General features: G+C 68.9%; 17 protein-coding genes and 1 pseudogene. 10 read left to right on the forward strand and 8 right to left on the reverse strand.

Translation table 11 applies throughout. The features are described 5' to 3' along the window. From E1295_RS49405 to E1295_RS41625, 4 genes and pseudogenes are all read left to right on the forward strand, one after another. A pseudogene (locus tag E1295_RS49405) lies at positions 1 to 346 on the forward strand (hypothetical protein); the annotation flags it as partial. Then, the gene (locus E1295_RS41615; RefSeq protein ID WP_090935862.1) at positions 343 to 765 is read left to right on the forward strand and encodes a roadblock/LC7 domain-containing protein; all 423 of its coding nucleotides are present in this window, start codon (positions 343 to 345) and stop codon (positions 763 to 765) included. The pseudogene E1295_RS49405 and the gene E1295_RS41615, both read left to right, overlap by 4 nt. Positions 766 to 787: 22 nt before the next feature. Next, positions 788 to 1,189 carry a DUF742 domain-containing protein gene (locus tag E1295_RS41620; RefSeq protein WP_425465119.1) on the forward strand — a complete coding sequence of 134 codons (402 nt, stop codon included), beginning with the start codon at positions 788 to 790 and terminating at the stop codon, positions 1,187 to 1,189. Continuing rightward, positions 1,170 to 1,748, forward strand: a complete 579-nt coding sequence (locus E1295_RS41625; RefSeq protein WP_132639787.1) for a GTP-binding protein — start codon at positions 1,170 to 1,172, stop codon at positions 1,746 to 1,748. Before E1295_RS41620 ends, E1295_RS41625 begins: the two co-directional genes overlap by 20 nt. A 131-nt stretch (positions 1,749 to 1,879) precedes the next feature. On the opposite strand, the gene E1295_RS52075 is transcribed toward E1295_RS41625, so the two are convergent. Beyond that, positions 1,880 to 2,011, reverse strand: coding sequence for a hypothetical protein (locus E1295_RS52075; protein WP_281284801.1), 132 nt, complete (start codon positions 2,009 to 2,011; stop codon positions 1,880 to 1,882). Between the two features lie 37 nt (positions 2,012 to 2,048). Next, the gene (locus E1295_RS41630; protein ID WP_132639789.1) at positions 2,049 to 2,396 is read right to left on the reverse strand and encodes an ArsR/SmtB family transcription factor; all 348 of its coding nucleotides are present in this window, start codon (positions 2,394 to 2,396) and stop codon (positions 2,049 to 2,051) included. A 55-nt stretch (positions 2,397 to 2,451) separates the two neighbouring features. Here E1295_RS41630 and E1295_RS41635 point away from each other — a divergent pair, with 55 nt between their 5' ends. Next, a complete protein-coding gene (locus E1295_RS41635) occupies positions 2,452 to 3,216 on the forward strand; it encodes an SDR family NAD(P)-dependent oxidoreductase (RefSeq protein WP_246081007.1) in 765 nt (254 codons plus the stop codon). Between the two features lie 80 nt (positions 3,217 to 3,296). On the opposite strand, the gene E1295_RS41640 is transcribed toward E1295_RS41635, so the two are convergent. The 5 genes from E1295_RS41640 to E1295_RS41660 all read right to left on the reverse strand — a co-directional run bounded on the left by E1295_RS41640 (position 3,297) and on the right by E1295_RS41660 (position 7,919). Then, positions 3,297 to 4,133: a DUF4429 domain-containing protein gene (locus E1295_RS41640; RefSeq protein WP_132639791.1), complete on the reverse strand. Its 837-nt coding sequence runs from the start codon at positions 4,131 to 4,133 to the stop codon at positions 3,297 to 3,299. Between the two features lie 254 nt (positions 4,134 to 4,387). After that, a complete protein-coding gene (locus E1295_RS41645; RefSeq protein WP_132639793.1) occupies positions 4,388 to 5,158 on the reverse strand; it encodes an ABC transporter ATP-binding protein in 771 nt (256 codons plus the stop codon). A 144-nt stretch (positions 5,159 to 5,302) separates the two neighbouring features. After that, positions 5,303 to 6,109: an ABC transporter permease gene (locus E1295_RS41650; RefSeq protein WP_132639795.1), complete on the reverse strand. Its 807-nt coding sequence runs from the start codon at positions 6,107 to 6,109 to the stop codon at positions 5,303 to 5,305. Next, positions 6,106 to 6,921, reverse strand: a complete 816-nt coding sequence (locus E1295_RS41655; RefSeq protein WP_246081009.1) for an ABC transporter permease — start codon at positions 6,919 to 6,921, stop codon at positions 6,106 to 6,108. Before E1295_RS41655 ends, E1295_RS41650 begins: the two co-directional genes overlap by 4 nt. Next, positions 6,918 to 7,919 (reverse strand): ABC transporter substrate-binding protein, encoded by a 1,002-nt coding sequence (locus E1295_RS41660; protein ID WP_132509876.1) that lies wholly within the window; start codon positions 7,917 to 7,919, stop codon positions 6,918 to 6,920. Before E1295_RS41660 ends, E1295_RS41655 begins: the two co-directional genes overlap by 4 nt. Before the next feature lie 608 nt (positions 7,920 to 8,527). On the opposite strand from E1295_RS41660, the gene E1295_RS41665 reads away from it, so the two are divergent. The 4 genes from E1295_RS41665 to E1295_RS41680 are packed head-to-tail and all read left to right on the forward strand — an operon-like array spanning position 8,528 to position 12,681. After that, entirely contained in the window at positions 8,528 to 11,275 is a 2,748-nt protein-coding gene (locus tag E1295_RS41665) for a sensor histidine kinase (protein WP_132639801.1), read from the forward strand. Next, positions 11,272 to 11,694 (forward strand): roadblock/LC7 domain-containing protein, encoded by a 423-nt coding sequence (locus tag E1295_RS41670; RefSeq protein WP_132339573.1) that lies wholly within the window; start codon positions 11,272 to 11,274, stop codon positions 11,692 to 11,694. The genes E1295_RS41665 and E1295_RS41670 overlap by 4 nt, the downstream gene beginning before the upstream one ends. A 38-nt stretch (positions 11,695 to 11,732) precedes the next feature. Then, on the forward strand, positions 11,733 to 12,113 hold the full coding sequence (locus tag E1295_RS41675) for a DUF742 domain-containing protein (protein ID WP_132601579.1): 381 nt from the start codon (positions 11,733 to 11,735) through the stop codon (positions 12,111 to 12,113). Beyond that, the gene (locus E1295_RS41680; protein WP_132639803.1) at positions 12,094 to 12,681 is read left to right on the forward strand and encodes a GTP-binding protein; all 588 of its coding nucleotides are present in this window, start codon (positions 12,094 to 12,096) and stop codon (positions 12,679 to 12,681) included. Before E1295_RS41675 ends, E1295_RS41680 begins: the two co-directional genes overlap by 20 nt. 29 nt (positions 12,682 to 12,710) lie before the next feature. On the opposite strand, the gene E1295_RS41685 is transcribed toward E1295_RS41680, so the two are convergent. Further along, positions 12,711 to 13,682, reverse strand: coding sequence for an ABC transporter substrate-binding protein (locus E1295_RS41685; protein ID WP_132639805.1), 972 nt, complete (start codon positions 13,680 to 13,682; stop codon positions 12,711 to 12,713). Positions 13,683 to 14,154: 472 nt separating this feature from the next. On the opposite strand from E1295_RS41685, the gene E1295_RS41690 reads away from it, so the two are divergent. Next, a partial coding sequence (locus tag E1295_RS41690) for a sensor histidine kinase (protein WP_132639807.1) occupies positions 14,155 to 16,019 on the forward strand: 1,865 nt, incomplete at its 3' end.

The raw sequence follows: 16,019 nt of genomic DNA on the forward strand, positions 1-16,019 counted from the left end.
GCCCCCGTCCGCCCCGCCCGCGCAGACGCCGGGCAAGCTGCCGCAGCGCAAGCCGGGGCAGTCGGGCGCGGGCGCGTCGTGGTCCTCACCCGCGGACTCCGGCTTCCAGGCAGCGCAGGCCGCCGCGCAGCCCGCGCAGTCCGGCACGACGGCTTCGGGGCTGCCCCGTCGCGTCCCCAAAGCCAACCTGGTGCCCGGTACGGCCAGCCTGGCCGAGCCTCAGGCCACGTCACCGGCGCCGCAGATCTCACCTGAGCGGTTGCGCAGCAGGCTCTCCAGCTTCCAGCAGGGTGTCCGGCAAGGCCGAGCTTTCACCCGCGGAGAAGAAAATGAGGAGGACAAATGAGAGAAATGAGCCAGGGAGCGCGCGGCATCAGCTGGCTGATCACGGACTTCGTGAACAACGTGCCCGGCGTCGCTCACACGGTCGTGGTGTCGTCCGACGGGCTGCCGCTGGCCTTTTCCGAGGGCTTCCCCAAGGACCGGGCCGACCAGCTCGCCGCGGTCGCGTCAGGTGTGATCAGTTTGACCCAGGGAGCGGCGCGGGTCTTCGAGGGCGGTATGGTGACCCAGACCGTCATCGAAATGCAGCGAGGGCTCCTGATGATCATGTCCATCAGTGATGGCTCCTGCCTGGCTGTTCTGGCCGCTCCGGACTGTGACATGGGTCTGGTGGCATACCAGATGACTTTGCTGGTCGAGCGTGCAGGCCAGGTGCTGACTCCGGCCGTGCGCGCGGAGCTGCAAGCGGCCCGTCCCCGCTAGGGGGCGGTGACAGGAGAACATGGTGTCAGGTCAGGGTTGGGCTGGCGAGAGTACGCCGCCGCATCCGGCGGCTCCCCGTCCGCAGAAACCTAGTTCCCTGGTACGGCCCTATGCCGTGACCGGGGGGCGCACCGCGCCGCGGATGAAGTTCGCCATGGAGGCCCTGGTGTCCTCCGTGACATCGGAATATCAAGACATTTCCCTACTTAGTCCGGAGTATCAGGCGATCATTCAGCTGACCCGGAACGTCCGGTCGGTTGCCGAGATCTCCGCCCTTTTACGCCAGCCTCTCGGCGTGGTCCGGGTGCTGATCGCCGACATGGCGTCGGAGGGCCTGATCCGCGTGCACCAGCCTGCGCTGGACGCGGGAAAGCCGGACCTCAACTTGCTCGAAAGGGTGCTCAGTGGACTTCGCAGGCTCTAGCCCCGGCCTAACCTCGACGAAGATCGTCGTGGCCGGGGGCTTCGGCGTGGGGAAGACGACGTTCGTGGGAGCGGTGTCGGAGATCCTGCCGCTCACCACCGAAGCGGTCATGACGGACGCCTCGGCCCACGTCGACGACGTCTCGCTCACGCCGAACAAGACGACGACGACCGTGGCGATGGACTTCGGCCGGGTCTCCCTCGACCGTGACCTGATCCTCTACCTGTTCGGCACGCCCGGGCAGCACCGGTTCTGGTTCATGTGGGACGACCTGGTGCGCGGCGCGATCGGCGCCGTGGTGCTGGTCGACACCCGCCGCCTGGCCGACAGCTTCCCGGCCATCGACTATTTCGAAGAGGCCAAGCTGCCGTTCGTGATCGGCATCAACGGCTGGGACGGGCAGTTCGCGCACGCGGAGGAGGAGATCCGCGAGGCACTGTCGATCGGCGGTCAGACCCCGATCGTGCAACTGGACGCCCGGCAGCGCGAATCCGTCAAGGGCACCTTGATCACGCTGGTCGAGCACGCCCTGACGCGCCACATGCACAGCCCGGTCTAGACGACCTTCACGGCCCGCCATCCTTGCCTCACCGGGGGGCGGCGGGCCCATCGCCCACCCGGCGCGCGCACAGCCGCCGGGCATCCGGTCGTGCACCGGCGCGCTGGGCGCCCGGCCGTGCGCGGAAGCGGTCAGAACCCCGACCGCTCCAGGATCACCGCGCCTGAAGCCGGCGAAAAGACGCTCGACACGTCGCCCCGGAACTGGTTGAACGAGAAGTCGACGCGGTGCCGCTCCACCTCGCCCACCGACGAGAGCTTCATGCGCGAGAGGCTGACAGGTGGCGGCCAGGCGGGGACATCAGGAATCTCCCTCCCGGAGGCCCACCTGGGAACCCACGTCGTCGATCTCCATCGCCGAGAGCACCACCTGGAGCAGACCGGGGAAACGCGCCTGTAAGTCGTCCCTGCGCAGGGTCACATAGCAGCGGGTGCCCTCCTGGCGGGTGCGGGTCAGCCCGGCGTCGCGCAGCACGCGCAGGTGATGGCTGAGCGTCGACTTGGCCACCGGCGCGCGGAGCTGACCCCAGCCGCGCTCGTGGCCGTCGGCCAGCACACGCACCAGCCCGACCCGGATCGGATCGCTCAGCGCGGCCATCACCTCAGTCAGTGCGATCTCGCCCAACTCGGGATGATGTGCCTTCTGCATGCGTCCATGCTAGCTTGTTCGACGTTTCACGAACATCGAACAAGAGGGGGACGTCGTGACCGATCGACCTGGCGGACGGATGGAGGGCAAAGCGGTCGTCGTGACCGGGGCCGGAACGGGGATCGGCCGTGCGACGGCGCTCGCCCTCGCCCGCTCCGGGGCGTACGTGCTGGGGGTGGGCCGCCGCGCCGACGTGCTGCGGGAGACCGCGGACCAGCACCCCAGGATCGCCGTCCTGGCTGCCGACATCTGCGGCGAGGACGCGCCCGGCACCGTCGTCGGCACGGCGATCGAGCGGTGGGGCCGCCTCGACGTGCTCGTCAACAGCGCCGGCGCCACGGCCATGATGCCGCTGGCCGAGACCGACGCCGGGCGCATCGGGGACCTGTTCGCGCTCAACGTCACCGCGCCCAGCCTGCTCGCGCGTGCCGCGCTGCCTCATCTCAAGGCCGCCCGCGGGGCGATCGTCAACGTCTCCAGCACGTACGGGCACCGCCCGCTGCCCGGCGCCGCCCACTACGCCGCCTCGAAGGCCGCCCTGGAGCAGCTGACCCGCAGCTGGGCCCTGGAACTCGCGCCCGACGGCATCCGCGTCAACGCCCTGGCACCCGGCCCCACGGAGAGCGAGGCGCTGGCCGCCGCCGGGCTGCCTCAGGAGACGGTCGAGCAGATCAAACGGGACGAGGCGGCCCGCATCCCGCTCGGCCGTCGTGGCGAACCGGACGAGGTGGCCGCCTGGATCGTCCACCTCGCCGACCCCACCGCCACCTGGATCACCGGCCAGGTCCTCACCATCGACGGCGGCCTGGAACTGGTGTGACCGGGAGGCCAACCCCCAGACCCACGCGCCGACGGCACCAAGGCCGGGTGCCGGATGAGGTGGCCCGTCGCGTCCGCCGGTCACAGGCGGGAGAGCAGCTCCGCCTTCTTGAGCTGGAACTCCCTCTCCGTCAACAGCCCCGCGTCACGGAGCTCGCCGAGCTTGGCGATCAGCCCGGCCACGTCGGACACGGCCGAGGGAAGCTCCTTCGACCCCTGGGCCAGGACGGCGGTGGGGATCGAGGCGAGGACGGCGGCGGCGAACGGCAGCGACTTGTGGGTGGAGCCCCAGCCCAGCCCGAAGATGACGGAGGCGGGGTCCTTGTCGGCCTCGGGAGGCGGCCGGCGACCGCGCACCAGCAAGCGAAGGCATCCGCTGGCGCCCTCCGGCGCGTGCCATTCGACACCCTCCAGGTCGGCGGGGACGTAACGCTGGTCGCCCGCCGCGTACTTGGCCGCCGTCGCTCCCGACCAGAACCAGGTGAGGGTGATGGTGTCGCCGTCGAAGGTGGCCGAGCCGTCCCAGCCCTTGAAGGCGCGTGGCGGCTCAGGACCGGCGACCAGGAAACCGGCGGCGGGGCCGCGGCCGGTGAGGGCCGAACGCAGTTCTTCCGCGTAGTAGTCGGCGAGTGACTCCTTTTCGGCGGGCAGCACCAGCCGGTAGGGGTCGGCCGACTCCCTGAGCTGCCCGGCCGCGGCGGCCATCAGCGGATCGGCGCCGCGCCGGGGTTCGGCCCGCAGCACCACCGTGCCGCGCTTGCCGGGGGCGAGGGTGACCTTGGCGATCGCCTCGTAAGGCACCACCCGCTCACCGAGTTCGGAGAGAAGTTTGGGCGCTTTTCCGTTTTCAGGCTTGATACGCAGGAATTCGGAATCGAACTCCCACGAGCAGCCCCGGCCTACCAGCACATCCGCCACGAAGTCCAGAATAGGCCGATATTCGCTTACGGGATGGAGTACAACCCCATAACCGGTCGGCAGAGCGCCGTAACGGCGGCCGGCCCCGTGCGGGTCAGCGGGCGTCTCCCTGGAGGCCCTCAGCCCCGTGCGACGCCTGGCGTGACCTTGGCGCAGCCGTAAAGTATGGGGCTTTTTCCACCGCCGAGAAGCCGAGTCGAGCACTGAGCAGCAGAGGAACCGAGAGTCGAGAGCTCGTGAAAAACGAGCGAGACTCACACGGTTGCGTGGCCTCGGACCAGGCGGCCGACCTCGGCGCGCAGGTGGACGAAGTCGGAATGCTCGCGGGTGGAGATCTGGTCGCGTGGCGCGGGCAGCTCCACCTTGAGGTCGCCGACCACGTGCGCCGGGGCCTTCGACAGCACCACCACGCGGTCGCCGACGTAGACGCTCTCGTCGATGTCGTGGGTGATGAGCACGATCGTCATCTGGTGGTGGCCGCGCACCTTGAGGACGAGGTCCTCCAGGTCCTCGCGGGTCTGCGCGTCGACGGAGCCGAACGGCTCGTCCATGAGCATCAGGGTCGGCCGGTACGCCAGCGCCCGCGCGATCGCCACCCGCTGCTGCATCCCGCCGGAGAGCTGGAACGGGTATTTGCGCCCGGCGTCCTGCAGCCCGACGGACTCGAGTGCTTCCTGGGCGGCCTCGCGGCGCCGGCGCTTGTCCATGTTCTTGCGGCGCAGGGGCAGCGCCACGTTGTCGGCCACCGACATCCACGGGAACAGCGAGCGGCTGTAGTCCTGGAAGACGACGGCCAGGTTGTCGGGGGTCTGGCGTACGACCTCGCCCTCGACCCTGATCTCGCCTCCGGTCGGGGTGATGAGGCCGGCGATCGAGCGCAGCAGCGTCGACTTCCCGCATCCCGAGGGGCCGACGATGCACAGCAGCTCGCCCGCCGCGACGCTGAGGTTGAGCCCGTCGATGGCGTGGTGCTCGTTCGGGCTTCCGCCGCCGTAAACGTGGGAGAGGTTGTCTATCTCGAGCAATGGATGTCCTTGGGGGCGAGGCCGCGGATTGCACGGGGGCTCTTGCGGAGCCGGGACAACAACAGTATCGGAGGGTAAATTGCCGGACATGTCGGTTAGGTAACCTCTTGAGAACGCGATCTCAGTCTTTCACGGGCGGCCCGCTCACGGGGCGGCCAGTTGTTGCGCGGTGTGGTGCCAGCCGAGCACCCGGCGCTCCACGACGAGGAACAGCTCGTTGAGTACGTAGCCCAGCACCCCCAGCAGGACGATGCCGGCCCAGATGCCGGGCAGGTCGAACGTCGCGTAGGCGTCGGTGATCTGGAAGCCGATGCCGTTCGTGGTGCCGGGCAGCAGCTCGGAGAAGACCATGACGATCAGCGAGAGCGACAGCGCCAGCCGCAGCCCGGCGAACATCTTCGGCAGCGTGGACGGCACCACCACCCGCAGCAGCAGCTCGGTCCGCGACAGCCGGAAGGCCCGGCAGGTCTGCAGGTGCAGCGGCTCGACCGTACGCGCGCCGTCGGCGGTGTTGAGCAGCACCGGCCACACGATGCTGAACATGATGAACGCCAGCTGCATGCGCAGCCCGAACCCGAACAGCACCAGGAAGACGGTGACCAGCGCGGGCGGCGGGATCGCCCGCAGGAACTGCAGCACCCCGTCGAGATAGTCGTACGCCCTGGCCGACAGCCCCACCGCGAGCCCGATCACGACCCCGGCCAGCGCGCCACCCGCGAACCCCGCCGCCATCCTGCCCAGGCTCGGCAGGATGTTCTCCACGGCCGCGTCGGTCAGGAAGAACGAGCCGATCGGACCCGAGAACCACATGGTGTGCATGCGGAGCACGATCGCGCTCGGCGGCGGGAAGAACGTGCTGCCCGCCAGCCGCGTGGCCGCCTCCCAGACCAGCACGAGCACGAGCAGCACCATCCACCGGAACGCCGCCGTGCGCACCCCTCTGCGCCTCATGGCCGCTCTCCCAACTGCGCGTGGTGCCAGCGGAACGCCCGACGCTCGGCGGCCACCAGCAGCGCGTTGACCACGACCCCGAACAGGCCGACCCAGAACACGCCGGCCAGGATGTCGGCCATCCGCGCGGGCACGGCGATCCCGGCGAAGAAGATGAACACGCCGATGCCCTCGCCCCGCCCGGCCACGATCTCGGTGCTGACGGTCAGGATGAGCGCCACCCCGGCGGCCAGCCTGACCCCGGTGGTGATGAACGGCGCCGACGACGGCAGCGACACGCGCAGCAGCACCGCCAGAGGGCCGAAGCCGTACGACCTGAGCGACTCCTTGGCCAGCGGGTCGACGCCGCGCAGGCCGTACATCGTGTTGTAGAGAATGGGCCAGAGTGAGGCGTAGACCACCAGCGTGACGCGCAACTGGAGCCCGGTGCCGATCACGAGGGCCACCAGCGGGATGAGCGCCACCGACGGAATCGGCCGCAGGAACTCCACGACCGAGCGCATCGCGGCGTCGATGATCGGTACGCTGCCGAGCAGCAGACCGAGCGGCACCGCGATGGCCGCCGCGATGCCGAGGCCCATGGCCCAGGCGAGCAGGCTGGTCAGGGCGTGCCCGGTGAAGGCCGGATCGCCCAGCAGCGCGACCGCCCGCCCGACGATCTCCGTGGCCGGCGGCAGGAACTCCGGATCGGCCAGGCCCGTCCGGCTGGTCAGCTCGATGAGGGCGGCGAAAACGAGCGCCCCGGCCGCCCGGCGTGACCAGCGGGTGGTCTTGGAGGCCGGGCGGGCACGGGACAGGGTCTGGGCGCTCACCCCGACGTGGTGGGCGACATGAGGGTCTTCACGTCGATCGCCTTGGACAGCCATTTGGCCTCCAGCATCCAGTCGGCCACCCGCTGGAGGCGGACCGGATTGTCGTTGCTGGAGAAGTAGGGGAACGTGACCGTGGCGGCCGTGGCCGCGTTGATCTGGGTGAAGGTCGGCAGCACCTTGGCCACGACCTCGCGGTTGTTCTCCATCAGCTTGCCCGCGTTGTGGATGGCCCGCTGGAACGCCGCGGCGACCTTGGGGTTCTTGTCGTACCACTCCTGCGTGCTGACATAGCCAGAGATCGGGAACTCCGCGGCCGGCCCGGACGCGGGGTCGAGGATCTTGCGGGCGCCCATGGACGCCGTGGCGGCGGTGACCATCGGCTCGCCGAGGTAGGCGGCGTCGATCTGGCCGCCCTTCCACGATGGCATGATGTTCTGGAACGTCACCTGAACGTATTTGATCGTGGCCGGATCGACGTTGTTGGCCTTGAGCACCTGCGTGAGCGCCAGTTCCTGGAAGTTGTGCAGGACGTTCACGTTGATCGTCTTGCCTTCGAGGTCTTTCGGCGCCTTGATGGGCGAGTCGGGCAGCGCCATGATGCTCAGCGAGTCGGGGGAGGCGCGCGAACCCTCGGCCAGGATCCGCAGCTTGAGCGAGCCCTTGTCGTGGGCGGCGAACATCGACACGTAGTTGCCGAACATGGCGTCGATCTCGCCGTTCAGCATCATGGGGATGGCCTCGGGGGAGGCCTGGACGACCTGCGGGGTGACCTCAAGGCCCTCTTTCTCGAAGAGTCCCTGGTCGATGGCCACATAGAGGGCTGCGCTGTCGATGGCGGGCAGGGTGGCGACCTTGATCTCCGTCTTCTCCAGGCCGCCGTTGGCGGGTGCGGACGATGGCGCGCTGGCGGTCGTTGAGCCGCCTGTGCTGCACGCCACTACACCGAGTATCAGAGCGATCCCGATGATGGCGGTCCTGGCGGGACGGCCAAGCCTCATGTCAGGGACTCCCTTCAGATGGAGCCAGGGGGGGAACCGGGGGGCTTCTGCTCCCGGGGGACTGCGTGCCTGACGCACAACAGAGATCGACGGTAGCACCAAATTGGTGGTCATTATCGCGAGAACAACACTTGTGGTTGCAATGTCTGTTTCCGGCTCTATCGTGAAATTCTGGCGACCGATACGCGTCTGAGTGAATGTCCGTTTTGGGACTGGAGGTGAAGGCGAGACCTCAGTAGTCGATGGTGCATGCTATTCGATTCTTTCTGCGAGTCAAGAGGTGGCCCGCGGAGGGCCTTCTATTGCCTGTTTCGCCTGATGAGAGGCCCTGTACCGATTCTGCTGAATTTTCCGGACACTAGGGGATAAACACCCCATCTGGGCACTGATGGTGGTTGGCCCTTGGCGACCCCTGTGCTCAAATGGCGCTTATCTGGACCTACATATTGCCCCACCTGCAATAACCTGCACGGCCACCGAGAATTCCCCCTCCAGGCGAGAGGTTGCGAAGGCAAGTGAGAACGCAGAGCGCTGAAGCTTCCGCCGACCGCGAGCCGCACGGGCATGAGAAGCGACGGTTGTCCCAGCCGAGTTCCAAAAGGTTTGGATTGGGCAACTGGCACGTACGGTCACGGCTCGTCGCGCTGATCGTCGTTCCCACGGCCGTGGCCGTGGGTCTGGGCGGACTGAACGTGATCACCTCGCTCAGTGACGCCAACTCCTATCAGACCCTCAGAGAGGTCGCCGAGTTCAGCCAGCAACTCGGCACCGTCACCCACGAGCTGTCCTTCGAACGTGACGAGACCGCGCTCTACATCTCCCAGGGCCGGCCGGACAACCGTGAGGCTCAGCTGCGTACCACCTACAGCTCGGTGGACAGCCACATCGAGGAGGCCAAGGAACGGGCGGCGGCGATCACGGACACCCACGGGGACGCCGTACGACCGGTGCTGCGCCGCCTCGACGAGATCAGGACGGTACGCGACACGGCGGTCAACGGGAAGATCCAGCCCCTGCCGATGATCCAGAAGTACTCGCAGATCATCGCGACCCTGCTGCAGTTCCACGACCAGGTCGGCCAGGTCGCGGTGGACGACGAGGTGTCCCGCAGCGCCGGCTCGCGGGCCGCCATCGCCCGGGCCAAGGAGCAGGCGTCCAAGCAGCGCGGCATCCTGGCCAGCGCGCTGGACAGGAAGGGCTTCGACAGCGGCGAGCTCGACGCGCTCACCGACGCCAAGTCGCGCGAGGAGAGCGAGACGACGCTGTTCGCCACCCTGGCCAACCTCGAACAGCTCGAGGTCTACCGCAACACGGTCGTGGGTCACGACGTCGACCAGACCGACCTGTTCAGGCTCCGGGCCATGGCGCAGGCGGCCGAGGGCAAGGAGCTGAGCATCGGTGGCCGGCCCGCCCAGGACGCGGCCACGTGGGTCGAGGTCAGCACCGGCAAGATCGACGCGCTGCGCGCCGTGGAGAAGGATCTGTCCTCCTCCGTCATCCTGCGCGCGAGGGCCCTGGAGGAGAGCGCCAACCGCTCGGCGCTGATCTCCGGCGGCTTCATCCTGGTGCTGCTGCTCGTGGTGCTCGCGATCATCTCGCTCATCGCCCGCTCGCTCATCAGGCCGCTGCGCAAGCTGCGCGGCGAGGCGCTCGACATCGCGGGCAACCGCCTGCCCGGCACCGTACGCGAGCTGCGCGAAAGCGGGGACGGAACGGTCCCGCCGGTCGATCCGATCGGTGTGGACACCCACGACGAGATCGGTGAGGTCGCGCGGGCGTTCGACGAGGTGCACCGCGAGGCGGTGCGGCTGGCGGGTGAGGAGGCGCGGCTGCGCAGCAACGTGAATGCGATGTTCGTGAACCTGTCGCGGCGTAGTCAGACGCTGGTGGAGCGGCAGATCACGTTGATCGACGGTCTGGAGCAGGGTGAGCAGGACGAGCAGCGGCTCGGGAACCTGTTCAAGCTGGACCATCTGGCCACGCGTATGCGGCGTAACAGCGAGAACCTGCTGGTGCTGGCGGGTCAGGACCCGCCGCGGCGCTGGAGCCAGCCGGTCAAGCTGGTCGACGTGGCGCGCGCGTCGTTGTCGGAGGTGGAGAACTACGAGCGGGTGGTGCTGCAGGTCCCCGACGGCGTGTCGGTGGCGGGTCAGGCGGTCAACGACGTCATTCACCTGATCGCGGAGCTGGTGGAGAACGCGTTGTCGTTCTCGCCGCGTGAGACGCGGGTGACGGTGTCGGGCAGCAGGATCGACGGCGGCGGCGTGATGTTGTCGATCACCGACTCCGGCATCGGGATGACGCAGGAGGAGCTGATCCAGGCCAACGAGCGCCTGACCGATGCGCCGACCGTGGACGTGTCGGTGTCGCGGCGCATGGGCCTGTTCGTGGTCGCCCGCCTGGCGCACCGCCACGGCATCCGGGTGCAACTGCGCCCGCACAGCTCCGGCGGGCTGACCGCGATGGTGCTGATCCCCGAGAACATGCTGGGCACGCAGGCGCCGCCCCACACCGGCACGCCGTCCTTCTCGGGCAACCAGCCCCCCGCGTTCTCCGGCAACCAGCCCCCCGCCCTCGCGGGCGCGGCGAGTGGCGCGTCCAGGGACGAGCCGTACTCCGGCCCGCACCCCGCGCCGCCGGCCACGGACTGGCCGCAGGCGCCGTACCAGCTGGGGCCGGGCCACCCGTCCTTCCCGTCGAACCCGGATTCCGGCGGTTCCTGGCCTCCGTCGGCTCCCTGGCAGCCCGAGCCCGGCGGCTGGCCGCAGGAGCCTCTCGGCTACGACGGGGCCGACGTGTGGAACTCGCACCGCGGCCCGGCGCTGAACGGCGACCGAGGTCTGCCCAGGCGGCCAGGGCCCGAGCCCCCGCCGGGCGGCTGGAGCAACGACACGATGCCGCCGCAACGGCCGGGGTTCGACCACCACGATCCGGATCCGGGCACGGCGGGGTCCATCCCGGCGGCCCCGCCCGCCTCCGGAGGGGACGACTACCTGCCGATCTTCGCCGCGGTCGAATCAGCCTGGTTCGGCCGCGACGGGAGCGGCGCGAGCTGGGGACCGTCCAAGGCGGACGAAGGTTGGAGCGCGGCGGAAGCGGTGGTGGAGCCAGTGCGTAACGGATCGACGGCCGCGGGGTTGCCCAAGCGGGTGCCCAAGGCCAACCTGGTGCCCGGATCGGCGGACACCTCGTCGTCGCCGAAGGGGGTGACGCCGATGCCGTCGGTGTCACCGGACCGGATCCGCAGCCGGCTCTCCAGCTTCCAGCAGGGGTTCCGGGCGGCACGCGATGACATCACCGAGGGCAGGGCGTTCCCCTCTGGCCCGGCGGACAACAACAGGGAGGAGGACGCATGAGGGACCTGAGTCACGCGGCACGCGGAGTCGACTGGCTGATCACCGACTTCGTGAGCACCGTCCCCGGGGTCGCGCACGCGGTGGTCGTCTCGTCTGACGGGTTGCCGCTGGCGGCGTCGTCGGGGTTTCCGGCTGATCGGGCGGATCAGCTGGCGGCGATCGCGTCGGGTCTGGTGAGTTTGACGCAGGGTGCGGCGCGGGTGTTCGAGGGGGGTGCGGTCAATCAGACGATCGTGGAGATGCAGCGTGGGTTGATGCTGATCATGTCGGTCAGTGATGGTTCGTGCCTGGCGGTGCTGGCGGCTCCGGATTGTGACATGGGGTTGGTGGCGTACCAGATGACGCTGATGGTGGATCGCGCCGGTCAGGTGCTGACTCCGGCTGTGCGTGCGGAGCTGCGCGCCAGCCAGACAAGGTGACGTAGGTGACAGACCCCCGATGGAACAGCGGCGACTGGGTGCCTCCGCCTCAGCCCCAGTCCCAGTCGCCGCTGAGTCCCGACCCGGCATCGCCCGTCCGCCCGTACGCGGTGACAGGCGGACGGACGGCGCCGCGGGTCAAGCTGGCGATGGAGGCCCTCGTGTCCTCGGCGACCGCCGAGCAGCGGGAGTTCTCGCACATCACGCCGGAGTACCAGGCGATCAGCCAACTGTGCCGGCAGGTCCGGTCGGTGGCGGAGGTCTCGGCCCTGCTGCGGATCCCCCTGGGCGTGGTACGGGTCCTGATCGCTGACATGGCCGCCGAAGGTCTGGTCCGCGTGCACCAGCCACAGCTGGATGAGGGTAGGCCGGACGTCAATCTGCTCGAAAGGGTGCTCAGTGGACTTCGCAGGCTCTAGTCCCGGCCTCACCTCCACCAAGATCGTGGTGGCTGGAGGCTTCGGGGTGGGCAAGACGACGTTCGTCGGCGCGGTGTCGGAGATCATGCCGTTGACCACGGAGGCCGTCATGACCGACGCCTCCAAGGGCATCGACGATCTGGGCATGACGCCGCTGAAGTCGACCACGACCGTGGCGATGGACTTCGGCCGGGTCTCCCTCGACCGTGACCTGATCCTCTACCTGTTCGGGACACCCGGGCAGCACCGGTTCTGGTTCATGTGGGACGACCTCGTGCGTGGGGCGATCGGCGCGGTGGTGCTGGTCGACACCCGCCGTCTGGCCGACAGTTTTCCCGCCATCGACTACTTCGAGGAGGCGCAACTGCCGTTCGTGGTGGGAGTCAACGGCTGGGACGGAGAGTATCCGCACAGCGACGCCGAGGTTCGTGACGCCCTCACCCTGGCCCCGCACATCCCGATGGTGCGCCTCGACGCCAGGTCGAAGGACTCCGTCAAGAGCGCGCTGATCAACCTGGTCGAACACGCCCTCTCCGTCAGGATGGCCGTGCCGGGCTGGGGCGGCTGAGCCTCCTTCCGCGAGCGGGCGGCCTCGCGTCACTGCTCAGGGAGGGGTACGACCATCGAGGCCACATCGACCTTCGCCTTCAGGTAGCTGAACTCGTCCATCAGGTCCGCCACCCGCTGGATGCGCGTGGCGTTCAACGTCGTGGGGAACGTCCCCATTGCCATGGTCATCACCGCCTCCTTCGGGGTCTGGGTGTAGAGCGGGACGACCTCGGCCAGCACCGCGCGGTCGGTCGCGGCCAGGCGCTGCGCCTTGGAGACGGCGCGCTGGAAGGCGGCGACGGTCCTCGGGTGCCGGGCCGTCCACTCCTCCGTCGCGGCCCAGCCGTCGATCGGCAGCGCGTCGGTGGGACCCGTGTTGGTGTCGAGCAGCAGCCGCGCGCCCGCCTGCTGGGCGGCCGACAGGAACGGCTCCACCATCCACGCGGCGTCCACCTGCGACTGCTTGAGCGCGGTCAGCTGCGCCTCGAAGTTCACCACGACGAACTTCACCTCCTCCGGAGGCAGGTCGTAGGCCTTCAGGTGGGCGCTCATCGACATGGTGCCCAGGTTGTCGAGCGAGTTGACGGCGATCGTCCGGCCCTTGAGATCCTTCGGGCCCTGCAGCGGAGAGTCGTTCATGACCACGACCCCGGCGATGCCGGGCGCGGCCGCCAGGCTGTCGTGCAGGATCTTGATCTTAGCCGCGCCGCTGTCCTGGATGTTGATCAAGGACACGTAGCTGCCCTTGAAGATGTCCATGGAGCCGTTGAGGATCTTCGGCATGACGGTCTGGGGCGCCTGGATGACCTCCGTCCTGACGGTCAGGCCCTCCTCCTTGAAGAAGCCCTTGCGGTCGGCGATGAACACCGGAGCCGACGAGGGCGTCGGGCTGACGCCGATGGTCAGCGCGGTCTTCTCCAGGCCGGTCGTGGACGGTCCTTCGCCGGCGCCGGAGCATGCGGTCAGGACGATCGCGGCGGCGATCGCCGCACACGTGCGGAGTGCTGGCCCGGGTCGCATGGTTCTCCTTGGCCGAGGCGTCGAAGCCGCCGCTTTCGTGCTCCGGGATCATGGGCGGCAGGCGGTGATCGTACAGCAGGAGTGGCGCGAAAGCCATGAATGGTCTCCCGCGCGGGACACAGTGAAATATCGCCGATTGTCGGTTACTGTCCGGCTTTCATGACGTCTCTGCTCTGCTGGGGCCGATTTTGCCGTACGTCATCCTTTCCAGGTAGTCAGGTGGTTTGTAAGGTTGGCGCTACCTGCCTGGCGTGTGTTGAAATTGCTCTTCATCTCGGGGTGCGCATCAGGCGCCGATGCCGGCGTGTATGTAGGCCAGAGAGTGGAGCCAGTGAGCAAGCGATCGCCTGCGGACGTCCACCGTCCCCACCCGCCTTCACCGTCGAGGCCGCATGGCCGCAACGGGGAAAAAGGTCGGCGCAAATTCCGGTTCCGGGATTGGCGGGTACGGTCGCGGCTCATCGCCCTCATCGTGATCCCGACCGGGGTGAGCTTCGTGGTCGGCGCGCAGCAGGTCATCACGTCGTGGAATCTGGCGAGCCAGTACCAGCGCGTCATGGACAAGGCGGAGCTCAGCGCCTCCGTCACCGAACTGACCCACCAGCTGGCCCTCGAACGCGACCTCGCCGTGCACTACGTGGCCGCCGACCGCACCCCGGAACGCGAGGAGCCGCTGCGCGCGCAGTTCGGCCCCGTGGACGCCGCCGCGGAGGCCTTCCGTGACAAGGCCGCCGCCATCACGCCCGCGTACGGCGAGAGCGCGTCCGCCCTCACCCGGCAGTTGCTCAGCCGCCTGCCGGAGATCGCCGCCACCCGCAACACCGTGCTCGGTTCCGAACTGCTCGCCCTGCCCACCGTCACCAAGTACTCCCAGATCATCGCCGTGTTCACCCAGTTCCACGACCAGATCGGCAAAGGAGGCGACCAGGAGGCGCTCGCCGACGACGTGGCCGCGCTCTCCGCCCTGTCCAAGGCGTACGACGCCGCCTCCGAGCAGCGCGGCCTGCTCACGGCCGCGGCCGCCGCCGGCCGATTCCAGAGCGGCGAGCTCGACCGGTTCATCGCCGCCCGCGCACGCCAGGAGAGCGAGGTCACCGTGTTCAGGTCGGTGGCCACGCCGGAGCAGCGTCAGCTCTACGACGACACCGTCACCGGCACCCTGGTGGACCGGGCCGAGGTGATCCGGCTGCGCGCGCTGGCCCAGGCCGGCGAGGGCGACCGCATCGACATCGAACCGGACCGCCAGGACGACGCCGACCACTGGTTCGAGGCGAGCAGCGGCTCCGTGAACGGCATCTGGACCATGCAGCGCCGGATCGGGGAGGAGATCAACGTCCGGAGCAGGGCACTCAAGGACGCCGCCCGCCGCGACGCGCTCCTGGCCGCCGCCTACAGCCTCCTGCTGCTGCTCGCGGTGCTGATCATCACGGCCATCATGGCCAGGTCCCTCGTCAGCCCGCTGCGCAGGCTCCGTACCGAGGCCCTGCACATCGCCGGCGCCCGCCTCCCGGAGACGGTCCGCCTGCTGCGCGAGCGCGGGGACGGGGCGGGGTTCGTCCCGCAGCCCATCGGGGTCGACTCCCGCGACGAGATCGGCGAGGTCGCCCGCGCGTTCGACGAGGTGCACCGCGAGGCCATCAGGCTGGCCGGCGAGGAGTCCCGGCTGCGCGCGAACGTCAACGCCATGTTCGTCAACCTGTCCAGGCGCAGCCAGACCATGGTCCAACGCCAGCTCAAGATCATTGACGGGCTGGAGCAGGGCGAACGGGACGAGCGGCGGCTGGCCGGCCTGTTCAGCCTCGACCACCTGGCCACGCGCATGCGGCGCAACAACGAGAACCTGCTGGTCCTGGCCGGCCAGGACGCCCCCCGCCGGTACAACGAGCCGGTCGGACTGGCCGACGTGGTGCGCGCCGCGCTGTCCGAGGTCGAAGGGTACGAGCGCGTCGTGGTCAAGCTCGCGCAAGGCGTCGGTGTCTCCGGGCAGGCGGTCAACGACATCGTCCACCTGCTGGCCGAGCTGATCGAGAACGCGCTGGCCTTCTCCCCGTACGAGACCCGCGTCACCGTCGCCACCGGGACGATGGAGAGCGGCGGGCTCATGCTCACCGTCGACGACACCGGCATCGGCATGACCCAGGCCGAGCTCGAACAGGCCAACGCCCGGCTCGCCCGCGCACCCACCGTGGACGTCTCGGTCTCCCGCCGCATGGGGCTGTTCGTGGTCGCCCGGCTGGCGCAGCGGCACGGCGTACGGGTGCGGCTGCGCTCGCACAACGCCGGTCTGACCGCGATCGTGCTCTTACCCGGCTCCCTGCTCCACCCTCACCTGACCCC

The organism is Nonomuraea mesophila (assembly GCF_004352805.1).
Classification (GTDB): Bacteria; Actinomycetota; Actinomycetes; order Streptosporangiales; family Streptosporangiaceae; genus Nonomuraea; species Nonomuraea longispora.